Annotated in this window: 18 protein-coding genes; 9 read left to right on the top strand and 9 right to left on the bottom strand. The window is 73.1% G+C overall.

From position 1 onward, the window contains the following. Positions 1-125 precede the first annotated feature (125 nt). A complete protein-coding gene (locus ACGFZP_RS36040; protein ID WP_392941011.1) occupies positions 126-3,710 on the top strand; it encodes a HEAT repeat domain-containing protein in 3,585 nt (1,194 codons plus the stop codon). A gap of 33 nt (positions 3,711-3,743) precedes the next feature. Here the strand turns inward: ACGFZP_RS36040 and ACGFZP_RS36035 are convergent, their stop codons facing one another. Genes ACGFZP_RS36035 through ACGFZP_RS36025 form a run of 3 tightly spaced genes read right to left on the bottom strand, consistent with a single transcriptional unit; the run spans position 3,744 to position 7,868 of the window. Continuing rightward, positions 3,744-5,372, bottom strand: coding sequence for a thiamine pyrophosphate-binding protein (locus ACGFZP_RS36035; RefSeq protein WP_392941009.1), 1,629 nt, complete (start codon positions 5,370-5,372; stop codon positions 3,744-3,746). Next, positions 5,369-6,340, bottom strand: a complete 972-nt coding sequence (speB, locus tag ACGFZP_RS36030; protein ID WP_392941007.1) for an agmatinase — start codon at positions 6,338-6,340, stop codon at positions 5,369-5,371. Before speB ends, ACGFZP_RS36035 begins: the two co-directional genes overlap by 4 nt. 37 nt (positions 6,341-6,377) lie before the next feature. After that, positions 6,378-7,868, bottom strand: a complete 1,491-nt coding sequence (locus tag ACGFZP_RS36025; protein ID WP_392941005.1) for a sodium:solute symporter — start codon at positions 7,866-7,868, stop codon at positions 6,378-6,380. A gap of 281 nt (positions 7,869-8,149) precedes the next feature. Between ACGFZP_RS36025 and ACGFZP_RS36020 the strand changes: the two genes are divergently transcribed. From ACGFZP_RS36020 to ACGFZP_RS36010, 3 genes are all read left to right on the top strand, one after another. Then, complete coding sequence (locus ACGFZP_RS36020) at positions 8,150-9,397, top strand: helix-turn-helix domain-containing protein (RefSeq protein ID WP_392941003.1); 1,248 nt, start codon at positions 8,150-8,152, stop codon at positions 9,395-9,397. A gap of 289 nt (positions 9,398-9,686) precedes the next feature. Then, a complete protein-coding gene (locus ACGFZP_RS36015) occupies positions 9,687-11,522 on the top strand; it encodes a protein kinase (protein ID WP_392941001.1) in 1,836 nt (611 codons plus the stop codon). A gap of 224 nt (positions 11,523-11,746) precedes the next feature. Continuing rightward, positions 11,747-12,214, top strand: a complete 468-nt coding sequence (locus tag ACGFZP_RS36010; protein WP_392940999.1) for a hypothetical protein — start codon at positions 11,747-11,749, stop codon at positions 12,212-12,214. Between the two features lie 85 nt (positions 12,215-12,299). On the opposite strand, the gene ACGFZP_RS36005 is transcribed toward ACGFZP_RS36010, so the two are convergent. Then, positions 12,300-12,617, bottom strand: a complete 318-nt coding sequence (locus ACGFZP_RS36005) for a hypothetical protein (protein ID WP_392940997.1) — start codon at positions 12,615-12,617, stop codon at positions 12,300-12,302. Positions 12,618-12,738: 121 nt separating this feature from the next. After that, positions 12,739-13,701, bottom strand: a complete 963-nt coding sequence (locus ACGFZP_RS36000) for a hypothetical protein (protein WP_392940995.1) — start codon at positions 13,699-13,701, stop codon at positions 12,739-12,741. A gap of 249 nt (positions 13,702-13,950) precedes the next feature. Here ACGFZP_RS36000 and ACGFZP_RS35995 point away from each other — a divergent pair, with 249 nt between their 5' ends. After that, the gene (locus tag ACGFZP_RS35995; RefSeq protein WP_392940993.1) at positions 13,951-14,295 is read left to right on the top strand and encodes a hypothetical protein; all 345 of its coding nucleotides are present in this window, start codon (positions 13,951-13,953) and stop codon (positions 14,293-14,295) included. A 44-nt stretch (positions 14,296-14,339) separates the two neighbouring features. Here the strand turns inward: ACGFZP_RS35995 and ACGFZP_RS35990 are convergent, their stop codons facing one another. Further along, on the bottom strand, positions 14,340-15,599 hold the full coding sequence (locus tag ACGFZP_RS35990; RefSeq protein WP_392940991.1) for an MFS transporter: 1,260 nt from the start codon (positions 15,597-15,599) through the stop codon (positions 14,340-14,342). A 109-nt stretch (positions 15,600-15,708) separates the two neighbouring features. Then, positions 15,709-16,089, bottom strand: coding sequence for a VOC family protein (locus ACGFZP_RS35985; protein ID WP_392940989.1), 381 nt, complete (start codon positions 16,087-16,089; stop codon positions 15,709-15,711). Between the two features lie 352 nt (positions 16,090-16,441). Here ACGFZP_RS35985 and ACGFZP_RS35980 point away from each other — a divergent pair, with 352 nt between their 5' ends. From ACGFZP_RS35980 to ACGFZP_RS35970, 3 genes are all read left to right on the top strand, one after another. Beyond that, complete coding sequence (locus ACGFZP_RS35980) at positions 16,442-17,011, top strand: hypothetical protein (protein ID WP_392940987.1); 570 nt, start codon at positions 16,442-16,444, stop codon at positions 17,009-17,011. A 235-nt stretch (positions 17,012-17,246) separates the two neighbouring features. Beyond that, complete coding sequence (locus ACGFZP_RS35975) at positions 17,247-18,221, top strand: endonuclease/exonuclease/phosphatase family protein (RefSeq protein WP_392940985.1); 975 nt, start codon at positions 17,247-17,249, stop codon at positions 18,219-18,221. A gap of 120 nt (positions 18,222-18,341) precedes the next feature. Further along, the gene (locus ACGFZP_RS35970) at positions 18,342-18,881 is read left to right on the top strand and encodes a hypothetical protein (protein WP_392940983.1); all 540 of its coding nucleotides are present in this window, start codon (positions 18,342-18,344) and stop codon (positions 18,879-18,881) included. Positions 18,882-18,977: 96 nt separating this feature from the next. On the opposite strand, the gene ACGFZP_RS35965 is transcribed toward ACGFZP_RS35970, so the two are convergent. Both ACGFZP_RS35965 and ACGFZP_RS35960 read right to left on the bottom strand, forming a co-directional pair. Beyond that, positions 18,978-19,394 carry a DUF5959 family protein gene (locus ACGFZP_RS35965; RefSeq protein ID WP_392940981.1) on the bottom strand — a complete coding sequence of 139 codons (417 nt, stop codon included), beginning with the start codon at positions 19,392-19,394 and terminating at the stop codon, positions 18,978-18,980. A gap of 181 nt (positions 19,395-19,575) precedes the next feature. Continuing rightward, a complete protein-coding gene (locus ACGFZP_RS35960) occupies positions 19,576-20,562 on the bottom strand; it encodes a ScbA/BarX family gamma-butyrolactone biosynthesis protein (protein ID WP_392940979.1) in 987 nt (328 codons plus the stop codon). A 451-nt stretch (positions 20,563-21,013) separates the two neighbouring features. On the opposite strand from ACGFZP_RS35960, the gene ACGFZP_RS35955 reads away from it, so the two are divergent. After that, positions 21,014-21,688: a ScbR family autoregulator-binding transcription factor gene (locus ACGFZP_RS35955; protein WP_392940977.1), complete on the top strand. Its 675-nt coding sequence runs from the start codon at positions 21,014-21,016 to the stop codon at positions 21,686-21,688. Positions 21,689-22,445: the final 757 nt, after the last annotated feature.

The raw sequence follows: 22,445 nt of genomic DNA, 5'->3' as shown, positions 1-22,445 counted from the left end.
TGTCCGGGGGTGCTCCCCGGGCACCCCTCCGCGCTACGCCGACGCGAGGTGTCCGGCCGGTGCCCTACCGTGATGACCCATCAGGAGGGGCCGCCGAAGCGGCGCGGGAAGGACGGGGACACGCGGTGGGGACGGGCGAGCAGCACACGGGCGTCGAGGCGTCGGGGGACGGGTCGGTGGCCCTCGGCGGCAGCGCCGCCACGGTGGTGACCGGCAACGGCAACCTGTTCATCGGTACGGCCTACCTCGGTACGGACCCCGAGCGACCCCGGGAGCCGGACGACACGGCCGCGGTCGACGCCTACCGCCAGCGGGTCCGCGAGTCCTACGCACGCCTCGACCTCGAAGTGCTCACCCCGCTCTCGGAACAGGGCGAGCACCCCGTCGTGGAACTCCGCGAGGTCTTCGTCGCCCCGCGCGTCCGCGCCGACCCGCCACCCGTCGAACTGCCCCGGGAACTCCTCCAGCGCCTCCTCGCCACCGGCGAGGTCCTCGCCGACCGCGACCTCCCGCCCGGCATCACCCCCGAGACCGTCCAGCGACTGCGCGACACCTACCGCCGGCGCCCCGCCGAGGCCGTCCTCGACGTCCTGGCCGGCCCCCGCGGCGCCCGCGCCGTCTTCCTCGGGGACCCGGGCGCCGGAAAGTCCACCCTCGCCCGCTACCTCGCCCTGACCCTCACCCGGCCCGGCTGCGCCACCGGCCCCCTCGCCGCACTCGCCGGCCACCTCCCGCTCGTCGTCGAACTGCGCCAGTACGCCGAGGCCCAGTGGCGCGAGCGCACCTTCGAGGACTTCCTCGACCACCTGCACGCCACCAAGGGCATGTCCGTCCCCGCCCCCGTCCTGCGGCACCTGCTGCGCATCGGAGCGGCGGTCGTCGTCTTCGACGGCCTGGACGAGCTCTTCGACCCGAGGATCCGCACCGAGGCCGCCGAGCGGATAGCCGCCTTCGCGGCCCGCTGGGACCAGGCCCGGGTGGTCGTGACCTCGCGGGTCATCGGCTACCAGCGCGGCGTGCTGGACGGCGCCGGGTTCGCCCACTTCATGCTGGAGGACCTCGACGAGGAGCAGATCCACGCCTTCGCCTCCTCCTGGTACCGGGTCGCCTGCCCGGGCGATGCCGACCAGGCCGAGCAACTGGTCCGGAGGGTCACCGACGCCGTCGCCGCCTCCCGGCCGGTCCGCGAACTCGCCGGGAACCCGCTGCTGTTGACGATCCTGGCGATCATCGGCCGCCGCCAGACGCTGCCCCGGGACCGGCAGGGCGTGTACGAGCACGCGGTGAAGGTCCTGGTGGCGCACTGGGACCGGGACACCAAGCACCTCAAGGCCGAGCTGCCGCCGGCGGTCGACGAGGCCCTGGAGATGCTGGAGCCCAAGGAGCGCCTCGAACTGCTGCGCCTGCTCGCCCGGCGGATGCAGGACGGCCACGGCGGCATCGCGGGCAACCACATCCACGCCGACGAGCTGGAGGAGGTCGTCCGCGACTACCTCCTGCAGTTCGGCCACGCGGAGAAGGACGCCCGGATGGCCGCCCGCGCGATGCGCGAGCAGCTCCGGACGCGCAACTTCATCCTCGCGCGGTACGGCGGCGAGGTGTACGGGTTCGTCCACCGGGCCTTCCTGGAGTACCTGGCGGCGGCGGACATCGCGCACCGGTACAAGGAGGAGCGGGAGTGGACGCCGGAGGAGCTGATCGAGGAGGTCGTCGCGGCGCGGGTCGGCGACCCGGCGTGGCACGAGGTCCTGCTGCTGCTCGTGGGCCAGTTGAGCGAGAAGGACGCGGCCCGGGTGATCGACCGGCTGCTCGCCATCGACGCGGCCGAGACGCGGGGCTCGGAGGTCCTCGTCCTGGCGATCCGTGCCCTGGCGGAGGTCCGCAAGATCGGCCTGTTGAGTGCTCAGAGCGATGCCGTGGTGGATGCCGTGACCACGCACATGATGTTCCGGCCGATGAGCTCCCTGACGGACGCCCTGCCGGCCCTCGCGGGCTTCGGCAGCGCCTGGAGCGGGCGCAGGAGGTACCTCCGCTGGTTCCATCTGATCGGACAGTTCCACGCCGACGAGGATGTGGTGGAGGTCGCCTGCGCGATGTACGGGTCTCCGGAGCTGGTGTATGCACTTGCGGTGCAGCACGACGACCGTGATGTGCGGTGTCTGGCCCTGGGCGCTCTGGGCCAGCAGTTCCCCGAGAGCCACGACGTCCTCCGGATGCTTTCGGAGCGTGCGGTCGACGATCCGGAAGTCGAGCCCCGCTCGGTCGCTCTCCGGCTCCTGGGCGGTGCACGATGGCGGAAGCGGGACGGTGTCCTGGAGCTGCTGCTGGACCGCGCGGTGAACGATCCCGACTCCGACGTGCGCATCACCGCCCTGGAGGCGCTGAGCGGGTGGTTGGAGCAGGAGGAGGTCTTCCAGGTCTTCCTGGAGCGTGCGGTCGAGGACCCGTCCCCCTGGCCGCGGGCCGCCGCACTGGAGGCCCTGCGGGCCTGCAACTGGCGGGATCGGGAGGATGTCGTCGCCCTGGTGATGGAGCGGGCCGTCCACGACCCCGGTCGGGACGCCCGCACGGCGGCGCTTGGAGTGCTGGGGGCCTGGGGCGAGCGGGAGGATTTCCTGCACCTCCTCCGGGAGCGGGCGGTCCGCGACCCCGACTCCCGTCCGCGGGTCCGTGCGCTTCGTGCCCTCCGCACCTGGCAGATGCGGGAGGACGTGCTGGCGTTCGCCATCGAGCGCGCCGTTCACGATCCCGACCCGGGAGTGCGTGTCGTGGCGGTGGCCATCTGGGGGGAGCAGGAGGAGTTTCTGGTCACCCTGATGGATCGCGCGGTACGCGATCCCGACGCCGGTACGCGCATTCAGGCCGTGATCGCGCTGCGCCGGTGGGCGGACCGGGAGAGAGTGCTCGCCGTTCTGCTGGACCGCCTCGTCAACGACCCCGACGCCCAGGTGCGAAGTGCGGCCCTGAGCCAGGTCGGCGCGGGCATGGCGCCGGAGGACGCTCGGCGCGTCATGGTGGATCGCGGACTGCACGATTCCGACCCCTTCACCCGCGCGAGTGCCTTGGACCTGCTCTGCGAGTGGGCCGACCGGGAGGAGGTCCATCGTTTCCTCCTGGACCGCGCGGTCAAGGATCCGGATCCCGAACCGCGCTCCACCGTGCTGCGGAACCTCGGGCAGGACGTCGGGCCGGACCGGGAGGACGTGCGCGCCCTGATCCTGGACCGCGCGGTCCATGATCCGCACCCGGGACCGCGTACCGAGGCGCTGCAGGTCCTGTCCTCGTGGGTGGACCGGGAGCAGCTGATTCGCGTGCTGACGGAGCGTGCGGTTCGCGATCCGGACTCCGGTCCGCGTGCCGCGGCCTTGGACGTTCTCGCCGAAGCCCGATGGGGGCGGCGGGAGGAGCTCGCCGACGTGTTTCTCGACCGCGCCCGCCACGACCCCTCGCCGCGGATCAACCTGCCCTCCTTCCAGCTGTGGGTGCAGGTGGCCGCCGACGAGGGTGTGCCGGCGGTCCTACCCTGGGCGGCCCCGGGCTCGGACACCGCGATCCGGGTCGACGCCGTGCGGATGCTCGCGTGGGAGTGGCCGGACGACCGGAGGGCGGTGGAGGCCATCCGCGCCCTGGCCGGGCAGGACGAGGACCCCGAGGTCCGCGCCGCCGCCTCCCACGCGCTGGTGGTGGTCGAGGCGCTGACGCGGGCCTGACCGTCCGGCAGGGGCGGGTGGCCGCCTGCGTGCTCAGCCGCCCAGGTGTGTCGGCGCGAACATCCGCAGCAGCGCCGGGAGGACGACCACCTGCGGGCCCGGTGCGGCCAGGGCGGCCGCCAGGTCCCGTTCGAGGTCCTCCGGGGTGGTGGCCGTCGCCGGGACGCCGAAGGACTCGGCGAGGCGGACGAAGTCGGGGCGGGTGAGCTCGGTGGCCGAGGGCTCGCCGAAGGTGTCCGTCATGTACTCGCGCAGGATCCCGTAGCCGCCGTCGTCCACGATCAACCAGGTGACGTTCAGGCCGAGTTGGCGGGCGGTGGCGAGTTCGGCGATCGAGTACATCGCGCCGCCGTCGCCGGAGACGGCCAGCACCGGCCGCCCGTCGGCGGCCACGGCGGCGCCGAGCGCGGCCGGATAGCCGTAGCCGAGGCCGCCGGCGCCCTGGGCGGAGTGCATGCCGCCGGGTCGGCGGGCGTCGAAGGCGGACCACGCCCAGTAGCCGAGGATGGTCATGTCGAAGAAGACCGGCGCGTCGTCCGGCAGCGCCCGGCGGACGGCGGCGAGCAGGTGCTGCTCCAACTCCAGCCCCTGGCCGTCGATCCGGGCCCGTATCCGCTTCAGCAGCCCGGCCGCGACGGCCTCCGCCCGGCCGTCGGCGGGGGCGGCCGGGACGGCGTCGGCGAGGGCCGCCAGGGCGAGCCGGGCGTCGGCGTGGATGCCGAGGGCCGGGTGGTTGGACTCCAGCTTGCCGGGGTCGGCCTCGATCTGCACGATCCGCCCGCGCGGTGCCAGCGTGTGGTAGTTGCTGGAGAGTTCACCGAGTCCGGAGCCGACGACCAGGAGGACGTCGGCGTCCTCCAGCAGTTCGGTGGTGTGGCGGTCCTCCAGCCAGGACTGCAGGGAGAGCGGATGCTCCCAGGGGAACGCCCCCTTGGCCCCGAACGTGCAGGCCACCGGTGCCCGCAACAGCTCGGCCAGGCGCAGCAGTTCGCCGCTCGCGCCGGACCGGACGACGCCTCCGCCGGCCAGGACCACCGGCCGCTCGGCCCCGGCGAGCAGGGCGGCGGCCTCGGTGACGAGTTCGGGCCGGGGTGCGGGCGGGCGCGGTTCGGCGCGCAGGCCGGTGACCGGGGGCACGGTGGTGGGGGCGAGCAGGACGTCCTGCGGGATCTCCACCCAGACCGGGCCGTAGGGCGCGGTGAGCGCGGACTCCCAGGCCGCGGCGAGCGCGGAGGGGATCTGCGAGGCGGTCCGCGCGGTGTGCACGGACTTCACCACGTCGCGGAAGCTGGCCTGCTGGTCGACTAGTTCGTGCAGATAGCCGCGCCGGCGGCCGCCGAGGCCCGCCGAGGGGATCTGGCTGGAGACGGCGAGAACGGGTACGGAGGCGGCCGCCGCCTCCTGGAGTGCGGCCAGCGAGGTGAGTGCGCCGGGGCCGGTGGAGAGGAGGAGCGGGGCGACCGTCCCGGCGGTGCGGGCGTAGCCGTCGGCGGCGAAGCCGGCGTTGTTCTCGACCCGCAGGCCGACGTAGCGCAGGTCGGAGCGGCGCAGCGCGTCGAACAGGCCGAGCGCGTGCTGGCCGGGCAGGCCGAAGACGTGGCGCGCGCCGAGGACGGCCAGGGACTCGACGGCCAGGTCGCCGCCGCCGCGGGGCCGGCTCACGCCGTCCCCTCTCGGGTGTCTGCGATCTGACGGGCCATCAGGGTGGTCAGCTCGTACGCGGTGTGCGAGGCGGCGACGGCGGTGATCTCGGCGTGGTCGTACGCGGGGGCGACCTCTACGACGTCGGCGGAGACCAGCCGGCAGCCGGCCAGTCCGCGCAGGATCTCCAGCAGTTCGCGGGAGGTGAGACCGCCGGCCTCGGGGGTGCCGGTGCCGGGCGCGTGCGCGGGGTCGAGCACGTCGATGTCGACGGAGACGTACAGCGGCCGGTCGCCGATCCGCTCGCGCAGCTGCTGGGCGACCTCGTCGACGCCCCGGCGCATCACGTCGGCGGAGGTGACGATGCCGAAGCCCAGCCGCTCGTCCTCGGTGAGGTCCTGGCGGCCGTAGAGCGGGCCGCGGGTGCCGACGTGGGAGAGCGCCTCGGTGTCGAGGAGTCCCTCCTCGACGGCCCGGCGAAACGGTGTGCCGTGGGTGTACTCGGCGCCGAAGTAGGTGTCCCAGGTGTCGAGGTGGGCGTCGAAGTGCAGCAGGGCGACGGGGCCGTGCCTGCGGGCGACGGCGCGCAGCAGCGGCAGGGCGACGGTGTGGTCGCCGCCGAGGGTCATCAGCCGGGCGCCGGTGTCCAGCAGCTCCCCGGCGGCGGCCTCGACCGCCTCCACGGCCTGGTGGATGTCGAAGGGGTTGGCGGTGATGTCCCCCGCGTCGGCGACCTGGGCGAGGGCGAACGGGGAGGCGTCCTGGGCGGGGTTGTAGGGGCGCAGCAGCCGACTGGCCTCGCGGATGGCGTTGCCGCCGAAGCGGGCGCCGGGGCGGTAGGAGACGCCGCTGTCGAAGGGGACGCCGACCACGGCGACGTCGGCCCGGGGGACCTGGTCGATCCGGGGCAGCCGGGCGAAGGTGGCGGGCCCGGCGTAGCGGGGGATGCGGGAGGAGTCGGTCGGTCCGACGGGGGTGGGGCTGGTCATCAGGGCTCCTGGGGAGGCGGTCAGTCGGCGTGGGCGCTCAGAGCGCGGCGGTCGCGGGCTCGGGGCTCGCCGGTGCCTCGGTGTGCCCGGCGAGCCGGCCGCGCCACCGCTCCAGCACCCCGGCGTCGGTGGGCCGGGTGACGAGGCTGACCGCCAGGTAGGCGCAGAGGCTGACGGTGAGGCCGTAGTAGATCGGCTCGTTGGCCAGCACACCCCGGGTGGCCATCAGGGTGATCACGGTGACGCCGCCCGCGACCATCGAGGCGAGCGCCCCCTGCAGGTTTCCGCGCCGCCACACCAGCCCGCCGAGGATCGGCACCAGCAGGCCGCCGACCAGCAGGTTGTAGGCGACCGTCAGGGCCGAGATCACGTCGTCCAGCGCGCAGGCCACCCCGATCGACACCGCGCCGAGCAGCATGATCGCGATCCGGTTCGAGCGCACCTCGTCATGGTCGCTCCCCGCGGCGCCGCCGCCCGGGAGCGCCGCGCCGCCACCGCCGAGGCTGCGCAGCCGGGCCCAGATGTCGTTGTTGGCGACGGTCGCCGAGGCGATCAGCGCCCCGCTCGCGGTGGACATCATCGCGGACAGCGCCGCCGCCAGCACCAGCCCCCGGACGCCGGCCGGCAGCGCGCCCTTCACGATCGTCGCGAACGCGCCGTCCGCGCCGGCCAGCTGCGGGTACAGCGCCTTGGTGGCCATGCCGATCAGGGCGCCGGCGAGCCCGTACACCAGGCAGTAGACACCGGCCACCGTGCCGCCGTACGAGGCCACCCGGTCGGTGCGGGCGGTGAACACCCGCTGCCAGATGTCCTGGCCGATCAGCATGCCGAAGGTGTAGATCAGCACATAGGTGAAGATGGTCTCGGCGCCGATCGAGCCGAACGAGAAGTAACCGGAGGGGAGTTCGGCCTTCAGCTGGTCGAGGCCTCCGGCCTTGGCCAGGGCGATCGGCAGAAGCAGGAACAGCACGCCGATGCTCTTCACCACGAACTGCACCATGTCGGTGAGCGTGATCGACCACATCCCGCCGAGCGCCGAGTAGCCGACCACGATCGTCCCGCCGATCACCACGGCGGCCCAGCGCGGCACGTCGAACAGCACGTCGAAGACGCTGGCGTAGGCGATCGTCGAGGTCACCGCGAGCATCAGCGTGTAGATCCACATCACCACGCCCGAGATGAGGCTCGCCGCGCCGCCGTAGCGCAGCGACAGCATCTCGGCGACGGTGTACACCCGCAGCCGGGCGATCCGGGCCGAGAAGAGGACGCTCAGTGCCAGCAGGCCGAGCCCGATCGCGAACACCATCCAGGCACCTGACAGCCCGTAGGTGTAGCCGAGCCGGACCCCGCCGATGGTGGAGGCGCCGCCCAGGACGACGGCGGCCATCGTGCCGGTGTACATCAGCGGACCGAGGCGGCGGCCGGCGACCAGGAAGTCGGCCTTGGAGGAGGCGCGTCTCCTGCCCCACCAGCCGACTCCGACGATGCCCAGCAGGTATCCGATCATCACCACGTAGTCGACGGTCACGGGTCCTCCGATCCGGCCCGGGCCGCGCCGTGGGAGCGGGTGCGGGCCAGGCGCTGTGGGTGGGGTGCCGGCCGGGGTCGGAGACGGCGGCCCCGGGGGCGGAACGAAACTAGACCGGGCCGCCGAGGGTGCAGAAGTGCTGCTTTCGTCCAATATCGTGAGGGCCGGTGTGCAAAACCATGCGTACAGGGCCAGGTGTGACGGATCGTGCGTGCAGGGCTGCCTGTGAAGGGCCGTGCGTGCAGAGCCGTAAGTGCAGAACCCCTCCCGGAGGACCGGACGTGCCGACCACCCCGAGCCATGCCCCCGCCCCCGGCACCCCCGCCGTGCCGCCGGCCGACCTGCTCGCCGACCGCGCCCTCGGCCTGCGGCAGATCTCCGAGGCACAGTCCGCACTCGCCTCCGCCGCCGCCCGCCCGGACGCGCTGCGCGCCGTGCTGCACCAGCTCGCCGTCCACCTCGGGGCGTGGACGGTCCTGCTCGACGCCCGGGGCGGCGAGCTCTTCAGCGCCGGACCGAGGCCCGCCGAGCCCGTCCTGGCCGAGCTGCGTGCCCTCGCCGCCCGTACCACCGGCCGCGCCCGCACCACCGGCGGGCGCACCCGGCCGCCCGGCGCGGCGGCCCAGCACCACGCCGGTGGACACCTCACCCTGCGCACCCTGCCCGGTTCGGACGGCGGCGGCGGGCCGCTCACCCTGGCCACCGCGGCCACCGAGCCGCCGACCGCGGTCCACCGCTCGGTGGCCGGCGTCGCCGTCGTCCTGCTGTCGCTGCTCACCAGCCCCCGCCACGTGCTGGGCGCGGACGCCCGCAGCGCCGGTGCGCTCGTCCGGCTGCTGCTCGGCGCCGACCCGGCGGAGGTGGCCCCGACCCTGCTGCCCGACGACGCGCCGTCCGAGGGCCACTGGGTCGTGGTGCACGGCCGCCTCACCGGCACGGTCCGCCCCGGCGGCGACGCCGTGCAGCTCGCCGCCCTGGGAACCGCGCTCGGCACCCCGTACCTGGACGTGGACGGCGCCCGGCTGCGGGCGCTGATCCCGGGCCGCCCCCCGGTGGATCCGGCCGCCGACCCCGAACCGGCCGCCCGGCTCGGCTGGACCCTCGGCTACAGCGCGCCCGCCCCCGGCGCGGCGCTGCGCACCGCCGACCTCCAGGCCGAACGAGCCCTGCGCCGGGCCCTGGCCACCGGCGAACCCGTCGTCCGGCACCGGGAGGCGGGTGAGCGGAGCGTTCACGCCCTGGTCGCCCCCGAGGACGCGGCGGACCTGGCCCGGGTCCGGTTCGCCCCGCTGGCCGCGGCCGGTGCGCCGGGCCCCGAGGTGCTGCTCGAAACGCTGCGCACCTGGCTCTCCCTGCACGGCAGTTGGGACCGGACGGCGGCCGCGCTCCAGCTCCACCGCAACACGGTGCGCCAGCGCGTGGCCCGGGTGGGGGAGTTGCTGGGAGTGGACCTCCAGGAGGCGGAGCTGCGGATGGAGTTGTGGTTCGCCCTGCGCTGGCTGCCGGCGGATCCGGACGGCGCCGGGTGAGCCGACCGGACGGCTCGGAGTCGGAGCGGGGCGGCCGGGGCCGGCCGACCCGCCGTCGGTGCGCCCGGGATGTTCGTGGTCGTCAGGGCTGGCGCGGACCGGCGCCGATCAGCCAAGATCGACCGAAGAGGCCCCCGGCCTCCGGGGTTCGTCAGTGTGCCGGGGATGATGGGCGCCGGGTGAAGGCCCGTCAGGGCCCTACCACGGTACGGGACCAGGCGCCCGGATCCCGATGGCAGACTGTGCGGCTGTGACGACCCGCGGGGGCGGGCATGACAAGGGGGCGGGCATGAGTGGTCGCGGGAGCGTGCTCGGCGGGCGCTACACGCTGACCGAGCGGATCGGCGGCGGGGGAATGGGGGCCGTCTGGCGCGCCGACGACAGCGTGCTGGCGAGGCAGGTCGCGGTCAAGATCCTGCACCCCGGACTGTCGGGGGACGGCACCTTCGCCCGGCGGTTCCGCCGCGAGGCCCAGCTGCTCGCCGCGCTCAAGCACCCGGGGATCGTGGACGTCCACGACTACGGCGAGAGCGAGGACGACTCCGAGGAGCAGGTCGCCTACATCGTCATGGAGCTCGTCGAGGGGCGGCCGCTGAACACGGTCCTCACCGAGGACGGCCCGATGCCCGCCGAACGGGCCCTCGGCCTCCTCGCCACCGCGCTGGACGCACTGCACGCCGCCCACCGGCAGGACATCGTGCACCGCGACCTCAAGCCGTCCAACCTGATGCTCCGCGCGGACGGCCGGGTGACGGTGACCGACTTCGGCATCGCGCGCGCCCTGGCGAGCAGCAGGCTCACCGCCTCCCACGCGGTGATCGGCACCGCCCTCTACATGGCCCCCGAACAGGCCGAGGGCAAGGCCACCACCCCGGCCTCCGACCTCTACTCGATCGGTGTCGTCTGCTACGAACTGCTCACCGGAGAAACGCCGTTCACCGGTGAGAGCGTGCTGGAGGTGGCGCTCAAGCACCTCCGGGAGCCCGCGCCCGGCCTCCCGGAGCCCCACCCGCAGGCCGTCCGGGACTTCGTCGCCACCGCCCTGGCCAAGAGCCCCGAGGAGCGCTTCGCCGACGCGGCGCAGATGGCGGCCGCGGCGCGGGCGGCGATCGGCGAAGGGCCGGTGGTCGGCCCGCGGCCCGCCGCTCCTCCCGCCGCCGCACAGGTGGCTCCCGCCGCCGCGCCGGTGGCGGCCGAGGCCGGCAAGGCCGCGACCCCCGCCCCGGTACCCGCCGTCGCGCAGACCGTCCCCGGCCGCAGGCGCCGCCGCATCCTGATACCCGTGATCGTCCCGGTGATCTTCACGGTGGGTGCGGGTACCGCCGTGCTGATCGAGAAGGCGCCCTTCCGCTCCGAGGCGAAGGCGGTCGATCCGCAGCCGGCCCCGTCCGCCACGATGACGGCGGGCGCGGGCACACCGCAGCCGGCCACGCCCTCGGCCGCCGGGACCTCGGCCACGGCCGCCGCCACGCCCACCCCCACGGCCGCGCCCACCGCGCCTCCGGGCGGCACCCTCCCCCCGACGACCCAACCGTCGACCCCGGGCGCCGCCGCGGGCACCGGGAACCAGCCGGTGAAGCCGTCACCCAACCCGGGCGGCGGAGCAGCCGGTGGCGGAGCGGCGACCCAGGCACCGCCCACCACCCCGACCCCGCCCGCCACCAACCCGGCCCAACCCGCCGCCACCCAGGCCCCCGCCCCCCAGCCGCAGACCCCCGCCGTGCCCCAGGGCTGCGGCGGCACCAACTGGGGCTACATCGTCAACGTCGGCGACGGCCAGAAACTCGGCCTCGCCAACAACAACCTGTCCGGGGGCAACGCCGCGGTCATGGGCGGCGCGACCGCCTACGGCTGGGTGCGCTCCCAACCGAGCAGCTGGTACCACCTCAACCCGTGCAGCATGAGCTCCCCCGAACTCGTCCAGGAGACCGACGGAAGGGTGGACCTCAGCGGCGGCTTCAGCTTCCTGACGAACTGGACGCTGACCGCCGCCACCACCCCCGGCTCCTACACCCTCCGCGACTACATGGGCCAGTCCTGCCTGACCGACAACGGCACGGGCAACCCGGTCACCATGAAGACCTGCACCCCCGGCAACAAGTCCCAGGAGTGGCGAATCCCCTGAGCCGCGCCGACGAAGCCCCAACCCGGCTGCCCGGTACGCGACCCCACCGTGCCGAGCCCCATGCCGGCTCAAACGTCCTTTTCGGAGCGCGACTCGTATCCGCACCAGGTCTTGCGAGTGCCTGCGGACGAGCTGACGGTTTCAAAATGATCTGCAGCTGCGGTCGAGGAAGATCATGATGTGAGAGCACGCCGATCCTCCCAAGCGAAAAGGACGCCGCATCGATGGCACGGCCCCCTGGCGCATTTCAGTCGATCACCTTCGCGGCCTGGCGGGACCGTCCTCCCGGGCAGGACCGCCCATCCGATCCGCACTACGTCACGCTGGCGGAACTCCTTGTGCGCCTTGGGAGCTTTGGACTCGGCCTCACATGGAAGGTGCGGATCGACGATGCTCGACTGGTCGCCAGGTTTGCCGAGATCGAGAAGGCTTCCTCCGGCGCCGGGATCGGCACCCTGGAGCTACTGGCGCTGGCTGCGCCGGACCTTCAGTTTGTTGATGGAGACTTCGCTGGGTATGCAGGCGATGAGCTGAGGGTGGTGCTGCGGGAGTTCGACAGCACGAGTTGGGACCTCTGCACCGCGGATTCCTCGGTAGTCCGGGAGATCCGTCAGCACTACCCGGACGCGGTGCCGACTCCTGAGGACGTTCTTCAGGAGATCCCCTGGCCAACCACCCGGCGGGAGATGTGATCCAACGCTCCGGCAGCTGGGGCCGGGTCACGGCAACGTGACCCGGTTCCCCGTCTCAGCCGGACCGCTTGCCCGCGGACAGCTCCTACTCGTCGAACGGGTCGTCGCTCCATCGGAACCAGGCGGTGTCGCCCTGGATGTGTAGGAGGAACTCGGCGACCGGGCCCGAGGGGGAGGCCAGTGACACGGTCTTTGCGATCTCCTCGTACGCGGTGTCGAAGGCATCCCAGTCCTCCGCCTCGCACAGGGCGAGCGACCGCGCGAAGATCGGCTCCATCGCGGGGAACGCCGGTCCCGGGAGGAAGCGCCCGTGAAGCCACGGGAAGTCGGACTCCTCGATGACGATCTCGCCCACCAACTCGCCCTGGCGTTCGAGACGCCAGATCTGGTCCTCGAAACCCATCGCGCCCAGTCCCTGCTCCCGTGGCCGTCCTCCGCTGCCCGGAAGCATGGCAGACGGCACCGACAGCCGGAGGCGTCCCGCACCCCGGTCACGCCCGCCCCGCCGGGCTGCGCCGCCCGGTCTACCGCTCCAGGGTCGCGGCCAGCAGGTTGGGGTCGGTCAGGGTGAAGAACGCCGCGCTCGGTACGTACACCGTGTTCCCGCGGATGGCGACGGAGGTGGGATTGGACAGGCCGTCCTGCGCGGTGAGCACGGTGCGGTGGCTGCCGTCGGCGGTGATGAGTACGGCCTCACTGGCGGGGTTCAGGGCGGCGATCAGCTCGTCGCCGGGGCCGGGGAAGGCGAAGTCGTCGAGGCCGCCGAGTCCGGTGGCGCGGGTCTCCACCGGGCCGGCGGCGCCGTCCGCGCCGATCGGGATGCGCAGCAGTGTGCCGGTGTCGGTGTTGCCGACCCAGACGGCGCCGCCGTGCAGCTTGAGGCCGTTGGCGCCGAAGGCGGTGACGGGCTTCAGCAGGGCGTCGTCGGACCAGACCGTCGGGGCGCCGCCGTCCACGGGGACGGTCCGTACCAGGCCGAGCGCCGAGTCGGCGGAGTAGAGCAGGCCTGCCCGCTCGTCGAGCGCGAGGCCGTTGGGCAGGCTGTTCGGGGGGAAGGCGGAGATCCGCTCGGGCTCGCCGCCGGGGCAGAGCCGCCACACGCCGGTGAGGTCCTCGGTGCCGGTGGCGTAGGCGAGGTAGAGGGTGCCGTCGTGGGCGCGGGCAAGGCCGGAGACCACGGCCGCGCCGAGCAGCGGGGTGGCCGGATGCGCGGGGGCCGGCAGGGTCGCCAGGACGGTGAGGCGCCCGTCGCGGTCGACCCGGCCGAGCTGTCGGGCGAAGGAGAAGGTGAGGTCCACCGAGCCGTCGGGTTCCACCGCGATGTTCTCGGGCTGGAGGCCCTGGGCCAGGTCGAAGTGGGCGACGATCCGGGGCTGCGAGAGCGGCGGCGCGACGGCGACGGCCGGAGTGGCCGCGAGCAGCGCCAGCGCGAGGCACGCGGCCGGGGCTGCACCGGAGAGCCGGGCGAGGCGGGACGGTCGGGGCATGGGGGTACTCCTCAGGAGACGGCGCGGAAGGGCCCGAGAGGCGGTCGGGCGACGCCGCGAGCGGGCGTCCTCCGTCAGCAGAGCACAGCGGACGCGGACACCCCGGCGGCGGCGAACCGTGCCGCCGGGAGGATCCCCCGGTCGGTCCCGCCCGGGCACCACGGGCGCAGGCGTGGATGTCCGGTGCCGGCGTTCCGCCGCTCCACCCCGGGTGCCGGGGTCGTCATGATCGCGGGCATCATGGGAGCCATGTCCGAGATAACGACCGTCCTGCTCAGCCCCGGTGGCTGGGAGGAGGACGCCGATGTCGTCGCCGCGCTCAACGCCCGCCTCCGTGAGCTGGGTCCCGAGCCCCCCGACCGCTGGGCACTTCGGAACATCGCCACCAGGGACCACGCCTGGGGCGGTACGAAGTGGCCTCCCGCCCTCTACGGCGGGGCTCTGAACCACCTGCCGTTCGACGAGTTCGCCCGGATCGCCGGGGAGCTCCCGTGGTCGGAGCCGGAGCTCTTTCAGCTGTTTGTCATGACACAGGAGGAAGACCGCTACCGGGTGTTCACGTTGGCCGACCTCCGAGTGTGGACCGCCGGCTGAGCCCTGTCGTCGGCGACTGACGGCCGGTCCGAGGCCCAGGGGCCTCAGCCGGACGTGCGGGGGCGGATCGCGTCGCGCAGGAGGAGGGTGGTGGTCACGCTGCCCACCCCGGTCAGGGCGATCGCGAGGCCGATCGGGAGGAACTCCGCGAACACGCCGAAGACCAGGGGCCCGATGCCCTGGATGGTCATGGTGGTGGTGTTGAGCAGTGCGAAACCCTGCCCCTGGAGGTCGGACGGGACCGCCTCCAGGAAGCGCCGCTGCAGGCCGAGCAGGTAGGCGGAGCCCATGCCCGTGATCGCGTACACCGCGGCGACCCCCGGATACGGCAGGTCCAGGACGAGCGTGATCGCGGGCGTGCCCATCACCAGCAGCAGTGGCAGGACCAGCCGTTCGCGGGTGGCGGGCGCGAACGCCCGCCCGACCACGACGTCGCCGACGAGCATGCCGACCGACGTGGCCGCCAGGAGGATGCCGGTCTGGGCGGGGCTGAACGCACGGTGCGCGGAGTACGGGATGAGCAGGCTTCCGGCCGCGGCCAGGTACGCGGCGGGCAGGCACTGGACCATGATCAGCTTGAGGACCCCGGGGGCGCCGAGGAGGGCGGCGTTACCCCGCAGGGTCTTCCGCACTATCGACCCGCCGGACACGGGCGAACCGCCAGGCGCGGGCGACCCGCCCGGCACGACCGGCACGACCGCGCGGACCGCCTCGGTGCACGCCAGGAACAGACGGCTGATCACCGCCGCGAGCAGGTGTGCCCCGGCGGTGACCAGCATCGTCCGGTCCACGCCCAGCCACACGACCAGCGCCCCACCGGCGGCCATGCCCACCATCTGCGCCGACACCGCGACGAGGTAGGACAGCGAACGCCCGAGGACGTAGGTGTCGCCGGTGAGGATCCCCGCCAGGACCCGGCCCGTGGCCCCGGTGGTGACCGGCGTCAGACAGGCCATGCCCGCGACGAGGAGCAGGCCGGCCGCGACCGGGAGGCGCCCGGAGGCCAGCAGCAGCCCGACCGCGCTCTGGAGGGCGTAGCCGGTGGTGATGAGGGTCCGCGGCGAGAACCGGTCCGCCATCGCGGCAAGGAAGAGGCCGCCCACGGCCTGGGGGAGGAAGCCGATCGTCATCGTCATCGCCGTCAGCAACGGAGAGCTGGTCCGGTCGAACACCAGCACCGCCAGCGCGACGGACCGCAGCGTGTCCGACATGACGCCGAGCAGCCGCCCCGCGAATACGGCACGGAACTGGGTGACCGCGAAGACCTGGCCGTAGGTGGCCTTCGTCGTGAACGTATCGGCCATGAGCAGGGCGCCCCCGAACCTTTCCTGGGCTGCCGACCGACCGACCGGAAACCGTCAGCCGTCAGGCCCGGTCGCGCCCGGTCGGGTTCGGCCGTGTGGGAGAGAACCGTCAGAGCGGGTCGAGGCGCCGCTTGAGCAGGCAGAACTCGTTGCCCTCCGGATCGGCGAGGACGTGCCAGGACGCCTCCGCCGGCTGGCCGACGTCGACGAGCTCGGCTCCGACGGCCAGGAGGCGCTCAAGCTCGGCGTCCTGATCGCGGTCGGTCGGGTTGATGTCGATGTGCAGCCTGGTGCGCGTGTCCGTCGGCTTGTCGTGGCGGATGAGGAAGAGCGTCGGCTGCGCGCCGCCGAACCCCTCGCGCGGGCCGATCTCGATGTAGACCTCCGCCTCGCGGTCGAGCTCCACGAAGTCCAGGACCTCGCACCAGAACCGCGCCAGCACCTCGGGGTCGTGGCACTTGATCACGAGCTCACTGAAACGGGATGCCATGGACGAAACCCACTCTCGACGTAAGAACTGCCTGGTCGGCCCACACACAGGTCTCAACGGGCCCACGCAGCGCGTGCACGCTCGGAACGCTAGCGGGCGAGGCGAGCGGGGGCGAACCGTTTTCCGGAGCGGTCGGCCCGCTCGGCCCGCCCGACCGGGGTCTCCGTGATCCGTGGAGAGGCTGCTCAGCCCGGTACCTGACGCCCCGCGGGTTGAGTACCGGTACTCAGGCGAACGGTCCACCGGGTGCGGCAGGATCGCCGGCATGTCCAGTGATCAAAGCAGTAGGCGGGCCCTGGGAAAGACCCTGGGGGTCGGGGTGGTTCTGACGGGAGCGCTGATCCTCGGGGGTATGTGGTTCGCCGACCTCTGGCGGGGCGAGCCGTTCCCCAGGGCCGACCCCGTCGCCGTCGCCCAGCGGCTGGACGCGCGGACACAGGCGATCTACGACGGGCTCCAACTGCCGGACGCGAAGCTCAACCCCGCCTGGCCGGGGGCCGGGATCAAGGCCTCCATCTACGACTGCCACCCCCGCGGCCTCGCACACTTCCCCGACACCGTCGCCGACTCCCCGCCGCGCGAGCCCGGCACGGCCGCCGTCCACGAGAGCTGGGCGCTCGCCGGCGTGACGCGCGAGCAGGCCGTCGACGCGATCGCGCGAGCGCGGCGGACGCTGGAGGCGGCCGGCTGGAAGACCGTTTCGTACGACGTCTCCGGCGGCGAGGCGAGCCTGCGGCTGGAGGCCCCGGCTACGCCGGACAAGGTCGCGGTCCGGGCCGGCGTGGTGCTCTACCCGAACGACAACCTGCAGGTCTTCGCGTCGGCCGAATGCGTCCGCTACCCCGAGGCCACGGCCGTCGGCTACGAGCGCCCGCCGGACCTTCCCGGCCCGTCGGCGCCGACCCAACTGCGCGGCCGGTAGCCGGGCGGCGCGCGAACGCCGACGACGGGACGGGACGACCAGCGGCCCCTGCGGGCAGCGGAGCCGGGGTTCCGCAGCGCCGTCCGCGTTCCCGGCTCCGAGGCCCGGGTGGCGCCTGCACGCGGGTGAAGGGGCGAGCCGCCGCCGGGCGCGTTCCCGGGGATCTGGACCGGGCCGGGGGATAAGGGGTGCGGAGGTCGGCGATGGCGTCGGCCGATGACCGACGGGAGCAGCCGTGAGTGCGATCATCGGGACCTGGAATCTGGAGAACTTCTGCCGGCCGCTGCCGCCCGGTAGCGCGCCGGACCCCGACAAGTGCGCCGCCAAGGACCAGGCGACCTACGACGCCAAGGTCACAGCCCTGGCCGAGGTCATCAGCGGGCTCGGTCCGGACCTGCTCGGTGTGCAGGAGGTGGGAGGCCAGGAGCCGTTGGACGACCTGGCGGCCAAGCTGCCGGGCACCTGGCACACCGCCGTGTCGGACCACCCCGACCCCCGGGGCATCCGCGTCGGCGTCATCAGCCGTTGGCCGCTCACCAATGTCCGCCAGCACGTGGCCTTTCCGACCCGCCTCCGCGCCATCCAGGTCGATGACGACGGCGAGCCCGTCCACGAGATGGGCCGCGGCGGCCTGGCCGTGACGGTGGAGCCGACTCCCGGCCACACCCTGCACGTGGCCGTCTGCCACCTGAAGTCGAAACTGCTGACCTTCCCCGGCAACCAGCACAGCACCCATGACGAGGGCCTGCGTGCCCGGGTCGGCGCGTACGCGCTCTTTCGGCGCAGCGCGGAGGCCGTCACGATGCGGGACCTGGCCGACCAGCTGCTCCAGGGCGACGGCACCAACCGTGACGTCATCCTGATGGGCGACCTCAACGACGGGTGGCAGGCCGCCACCACCCAGATCCTGTACGGTCCGCCCGGCTCCCAGATGGGCAGTGGCGGCTTCGACCACCCGGACCCGCACAACGACCCCACGCGGCTGTGGAACCTGGCCCCGAGGATCCTGGAGCAGGGCGGCTTCTCCCGCGTCTTCGAGGGGCAGCACGAGCTGATCGACCACATCCTGATCAGCCACTCGCTGCTGGCCAGGTTCAAGGAGGTCTCCACCGGCCTCGACGCGCTGCCCAGCATGGCGGAGGCCCACCCGGCCGCGTCGCACGGCAAGCCGTCCGACCACTCACCCGTGCTGGCGAAGTTCGACTTCTAGACAGCGCCGAGGACCACGTACGAACGGTGGCCGGTCGGGGGTGGTGAACCCCCGCCCGGCCACCGGCCGTACTAGGGAGGAGGAGTGCGGAACAGCCGAACCAACCTGCGGGAGTGACCGATGCCGAAGTACCGAGGCGCCCACCGGATCACGGTGACCGGTGTGCAGGCCGAGTGGCCGCAACGCGCCGTGGTGACCGTCCGCGGCGGCGGCACCGTGGTGGTGCCGGGGGTCCTTGGAACCAGCGAGCTGATCGACGCGGACGACTGGGACCTCGCCGTCGAGCACGAGTACCAGAACGTCTGGGGGCCCAGCATCCGCGCTGTCGTGGGCCGGTGGGAGGAGCGCGCCGGCACCCGCAGCCAGGTGGTCCGCTGCACCGACCGCGACCGGCTCGGCAGCCCCGGCGGCCGCAGCCTGGTGCTGCGGATCGACCAGGAGGACCCGCGCCCGGCGGCGGCCCCCGCGTCCGCGTCCGCCGCCCGGTGGTCCGCCACCGAGTCGGCCGGCCGGCAGCAGGATCCGGGCCGGATCAGCACCTCCGGCGCGGGCCTCCCGTCGACCCGGACCTCCGGTACGTCGACCTCCTCCGGGGGCTTCAGCACCTCCTCCGGCTCGTCCACCTCCTCGGGCGGCGTCACCACCTCCGGCGGCTGGTAGACCGCCCGCGCCGGTCCGTCTTCGAACTCCCGCCCACCCTCCGGGCGAACAACGGGAGTTCGAAGACGGGCGGCCCGGGCCCTGTCCGGACAAGCCCTAGCGGGGGAGTGCCTCCCGGACCAGTGCGAGCAGCGCGCGCTGCTCGTCGAGCCAGCCCGCCGCAGGGGTCAGCGCGAGGCGTACCAGGACGCCGGAGGACTCGGCGTCGGACACCGTCACCCACACCCCGTCGGGCCCGGTCGGCTCGATCCGCAGTTCGGGACCGCGTTCCCCGTCCAGCCAGCGGACGGCGGATCGTCTGTCGAGTCTTTCCAACGCCTGCTCCCACTCGTCGAGTTGACGAACAGTCAGGTCCGCGTGGAACCTCCCCGTGACCACCTCCGTGGTGATCGTGATCTCGCAGGCGAGCGGGCCGCGGTCCGCCGGAGGCCTCCGCACCCGTACCGCGACGCTTTGCCCGCTGCTGCCCGGGCGGTCGCCGAGACGAATCAACTCGATGCTTTCGGAAGCCACTTCGGCCACATCCCTCTCCCCGTGAAGGTGGTGCGATCCCCGCCATCCTCGCGCAGGCCGCCCACACCTCACCAGCCGGAGGGTGATGCGGGTTGTGCCTCGGCGGGGTGGGGGGCCGGTCCGGTCGGGGCGATCGGAGGGACTCCCGGGCGCCGTGGCGGCCTGGTCCGCGGGTCGGCGGTCAGGTGTGCTCGGGGGTGCCCGTGATGACGGTGGTGAAGACCGGTTCCCCGCCCTGGTGTCCCGTGACGGTGGTGACCAGCGCGGTGGCGTCGTCGCCCGGGGTGAACCGGGCGGTGACGACGGTCGGGAGGTCGTGCTCGGCGTAGCGGTGGTAGGTGGTCGTGGCCGCGGTGGGCGAGATGGTGGTGGGCGTGGTGAGCGCATTGGTGGCCTGCCGGGCGGCCTCCAGCAGGACCATGCCCGGGATGTGGTCGTTGGAGTGGTCGAACAGTATGGGGTGCCGGGGGTTGGGCGTCAGGTGCCAGGTGTCCGGCTCCCCGGTCGGCGCGAGGATGACGTCCCGGGGGTGGACGCGTCCGACCGTGCCGGGTGCGAGCGGCATCGGCTCCGACAGCGGCTGGGCCGGCGGCTGGGACGCCGGCTGCGGCTCCGGCCGGGCCGCCCGCTGCGGGCCGCGCAGGCGCTGGTAGGTCGCGGGCGGGACGGTGGTGAACCTGGTGGACCCGGTGGCGGCGACGAGGTCCCCCCGGAAGAGGGTGGCGGTGAGCAGGAAGTCGATGGTGGTCCGGTTCCTGCGCGGCTGCGGCGTGAGCGTGGCCGCGATCGTGAGGTCCGTCGGCGCGGCGTCGATGGCGAGCTGCCGCGGCCGGGTCGCGTAGTCGAGGCTCCACATCAGGAACTGGTGGTCAAGCGGCACCCCGAACTGGGTGTGCGCGAGGTACAGGCCGACCTGGCGGACGGTCTCGGCGGTCTGGAGCGGGTCGTGCCGCACCCCGTCCGGGCTGGTGAAGAAGGTGTGCGCCCTGGGCCACTGCGCGGTGACCGTGAAGGCGGTGTCGTCCAGCTGTCGGCAGCCGGTGAGGAAGACCTCGGCGTGGCACGCTCGGTGGACGTATTCCTTGGGCACCGTGGTGGTCAGCCGGGGCGCCTGGCCGGGGGCGGTGGCGGGCGCGGAGGCAGGGAGGCGGTAGGCGAGCAGGGTCATGGGAGCACTCCGGAAGGCCGTGATGGGCGGGGTGGGGGCTCAGGGCTCGTAAGATACGTACCTTCCGGTTTGGTTTTCAAGGCGCGTGGAGCAAGGTTCGTTGGCGCCCGAGCGCAAGCGGACCGTTGCGGTGCGTGCCGACCGGACCGTCTCGGGTGGCGTTCGAGCGGTCTGTAGAGGCCATGTGACCTGGGGCGAAAGTCTGTTCTGATCCGACGTTCGGCCGTTGTGGGAGCTGGATGCTACGTATTCGATCCACTGTGAAGTGAGGGGGCGTCCTCCGCTTCGCCCGGCGGGTGGAGCCTTCGTGGGTGTGTGCGCACGGGTGCTGCCTGAGCGGGTGCCGGCGACGGCCGTCGGCGTGCCAGGGTCGGCACCGCCCGGGTGCCGGGAGTCCCGGATGGGTAGGGTGCGGGGTGGTCGGTTTGGTTTGCTCGGGTTGTGTGGCGGGGTGGTCCTGGTGGTGCGGCAGGAACGGGCGATGCGGACGCGTCGGGTGATCCTGGAGGCGGCGGCGTCGGTCTTCGACGAGTTCGGCTACGAGGGTGCGACGATCGGTGAGGTGGTGGCGCGGGCCGGGGTGACCCGGGGAGCGGTGTATTTCCATTTCGCGTCGAAGCGGGAGCTTGCGCAAGGGGTGGTGGAGGAGCAGTTCGTTCAGAACGCAATTCCCGAACGCGCCTGCAAGCTTCAGGAGTTCGTGGACACCGGAATGGTGGTGGCGCATCTGATGCCGCGCGACCCGCTGTTGTCGGCGGGTGCCCGGCTGTCCTTGGGTCAGGACGATTTCGGGGACCTGGGCGGGGGAGCGATTCCGGGGTGGATCGCGCGCCTGCAGGAGCTGTTGGAGCAGGCGGGGGAGCGCGGCGAGCTGCTGCCGCACGTGGTCCCGGCCGACGCGGCGTGGCTGGTGACGGCGGCCTGGACGGGTGTGCAGATCCAGTCGCAGAAGCTCTCGGGCCGCGCCGACCTGGAGCGGCGGATCTCCGGCCTCTACCAGATGCTGATGCCCAGCGTGGCGGTTCCTGGCGTGCTGGGTTCGCTGGACATCGGGGCGGACCGGGGGGCCCGGGTGGTCGCGGAGATGGCGGACCCGGAGGCCGACGAGGAGGCACAGGGCCGGTAGGCCGGGTGGCCGCCTCGCGGTACGCCCGCACTGCACTGAACCGCACGGTCGCGCGGGCGTCCGGGCGGCGTGAGGCGTCCCCGCAGGCAGCCGGCGGTGGGCGGCCGGCGGCCACGGTTCAGGGTGCCCCGGGAGTGGATCCGTCGGCGTTGGCGGTCCTCGGGCAGGCGATGTCGGGCGGCGTCAGTTCGTATCGGTTCAATGGTTTCTGGCGATGCCGTGGGGAATCCGGCATCGCGGTTCACCGGGTTTCGGCCGAGGCCGATAGACCCGTAGCGGCGTGCCGCAGTGGGCAGCACCAAGCCCTTTGTGTGGGCGCGCCAGTCCCGTAGCCCGGTCCGGCCAAGCTTGATCGTCCGGACCGCCGCGCGCCCGACGGCCCGTCACGGCCCGACCCGGTGTGGGGGCCGGCGGGGTGGCGACGGCCCCGGCTGTGCGGCGGGGCGACGGCCCGCTGGGCGCCGGACAGGTTGTTGCCAGGTAAACAAACAGCGCGTTCGGTTTTGTGTTGACAAACCGTCTGTCCTGTTTTTGAATCGATGTAGGCGCCTGGGTGGTTGTGGGGAGGCTGACCGGCGCCCGGGTGCGTCCGGTGTCCCATCGGTGCCCCATCTCCCGCGTTCCGTGTCCCGTGTCCTGCGTTCCACGTACCGGAGTTCGACGTCCGGTGTCCGTGTTCTCTGGGTTTGTTGTGATTGGGGTGGTGGTTGTGGAGGTTCGGGTGTTGGGGGCGTTGGGGGTTCGGGTGTGTGGGGTG

The sequence above is a fragment of the Kitasatospora sp. NPDC048239 genome, from assembly GCF_043202015.1.
In the GTDB taxonomy this organism is placed as follows: domain Bacteria; phylum Actinomycetota; class Actinomycetes; order Streptomycetales; family Streptomycetaceae; genus Kitasatospora.
Note: the sequence above shows the minus strand (reverse complement) of the source record. Positions and strands in the feature narration are given on the sequence as shown.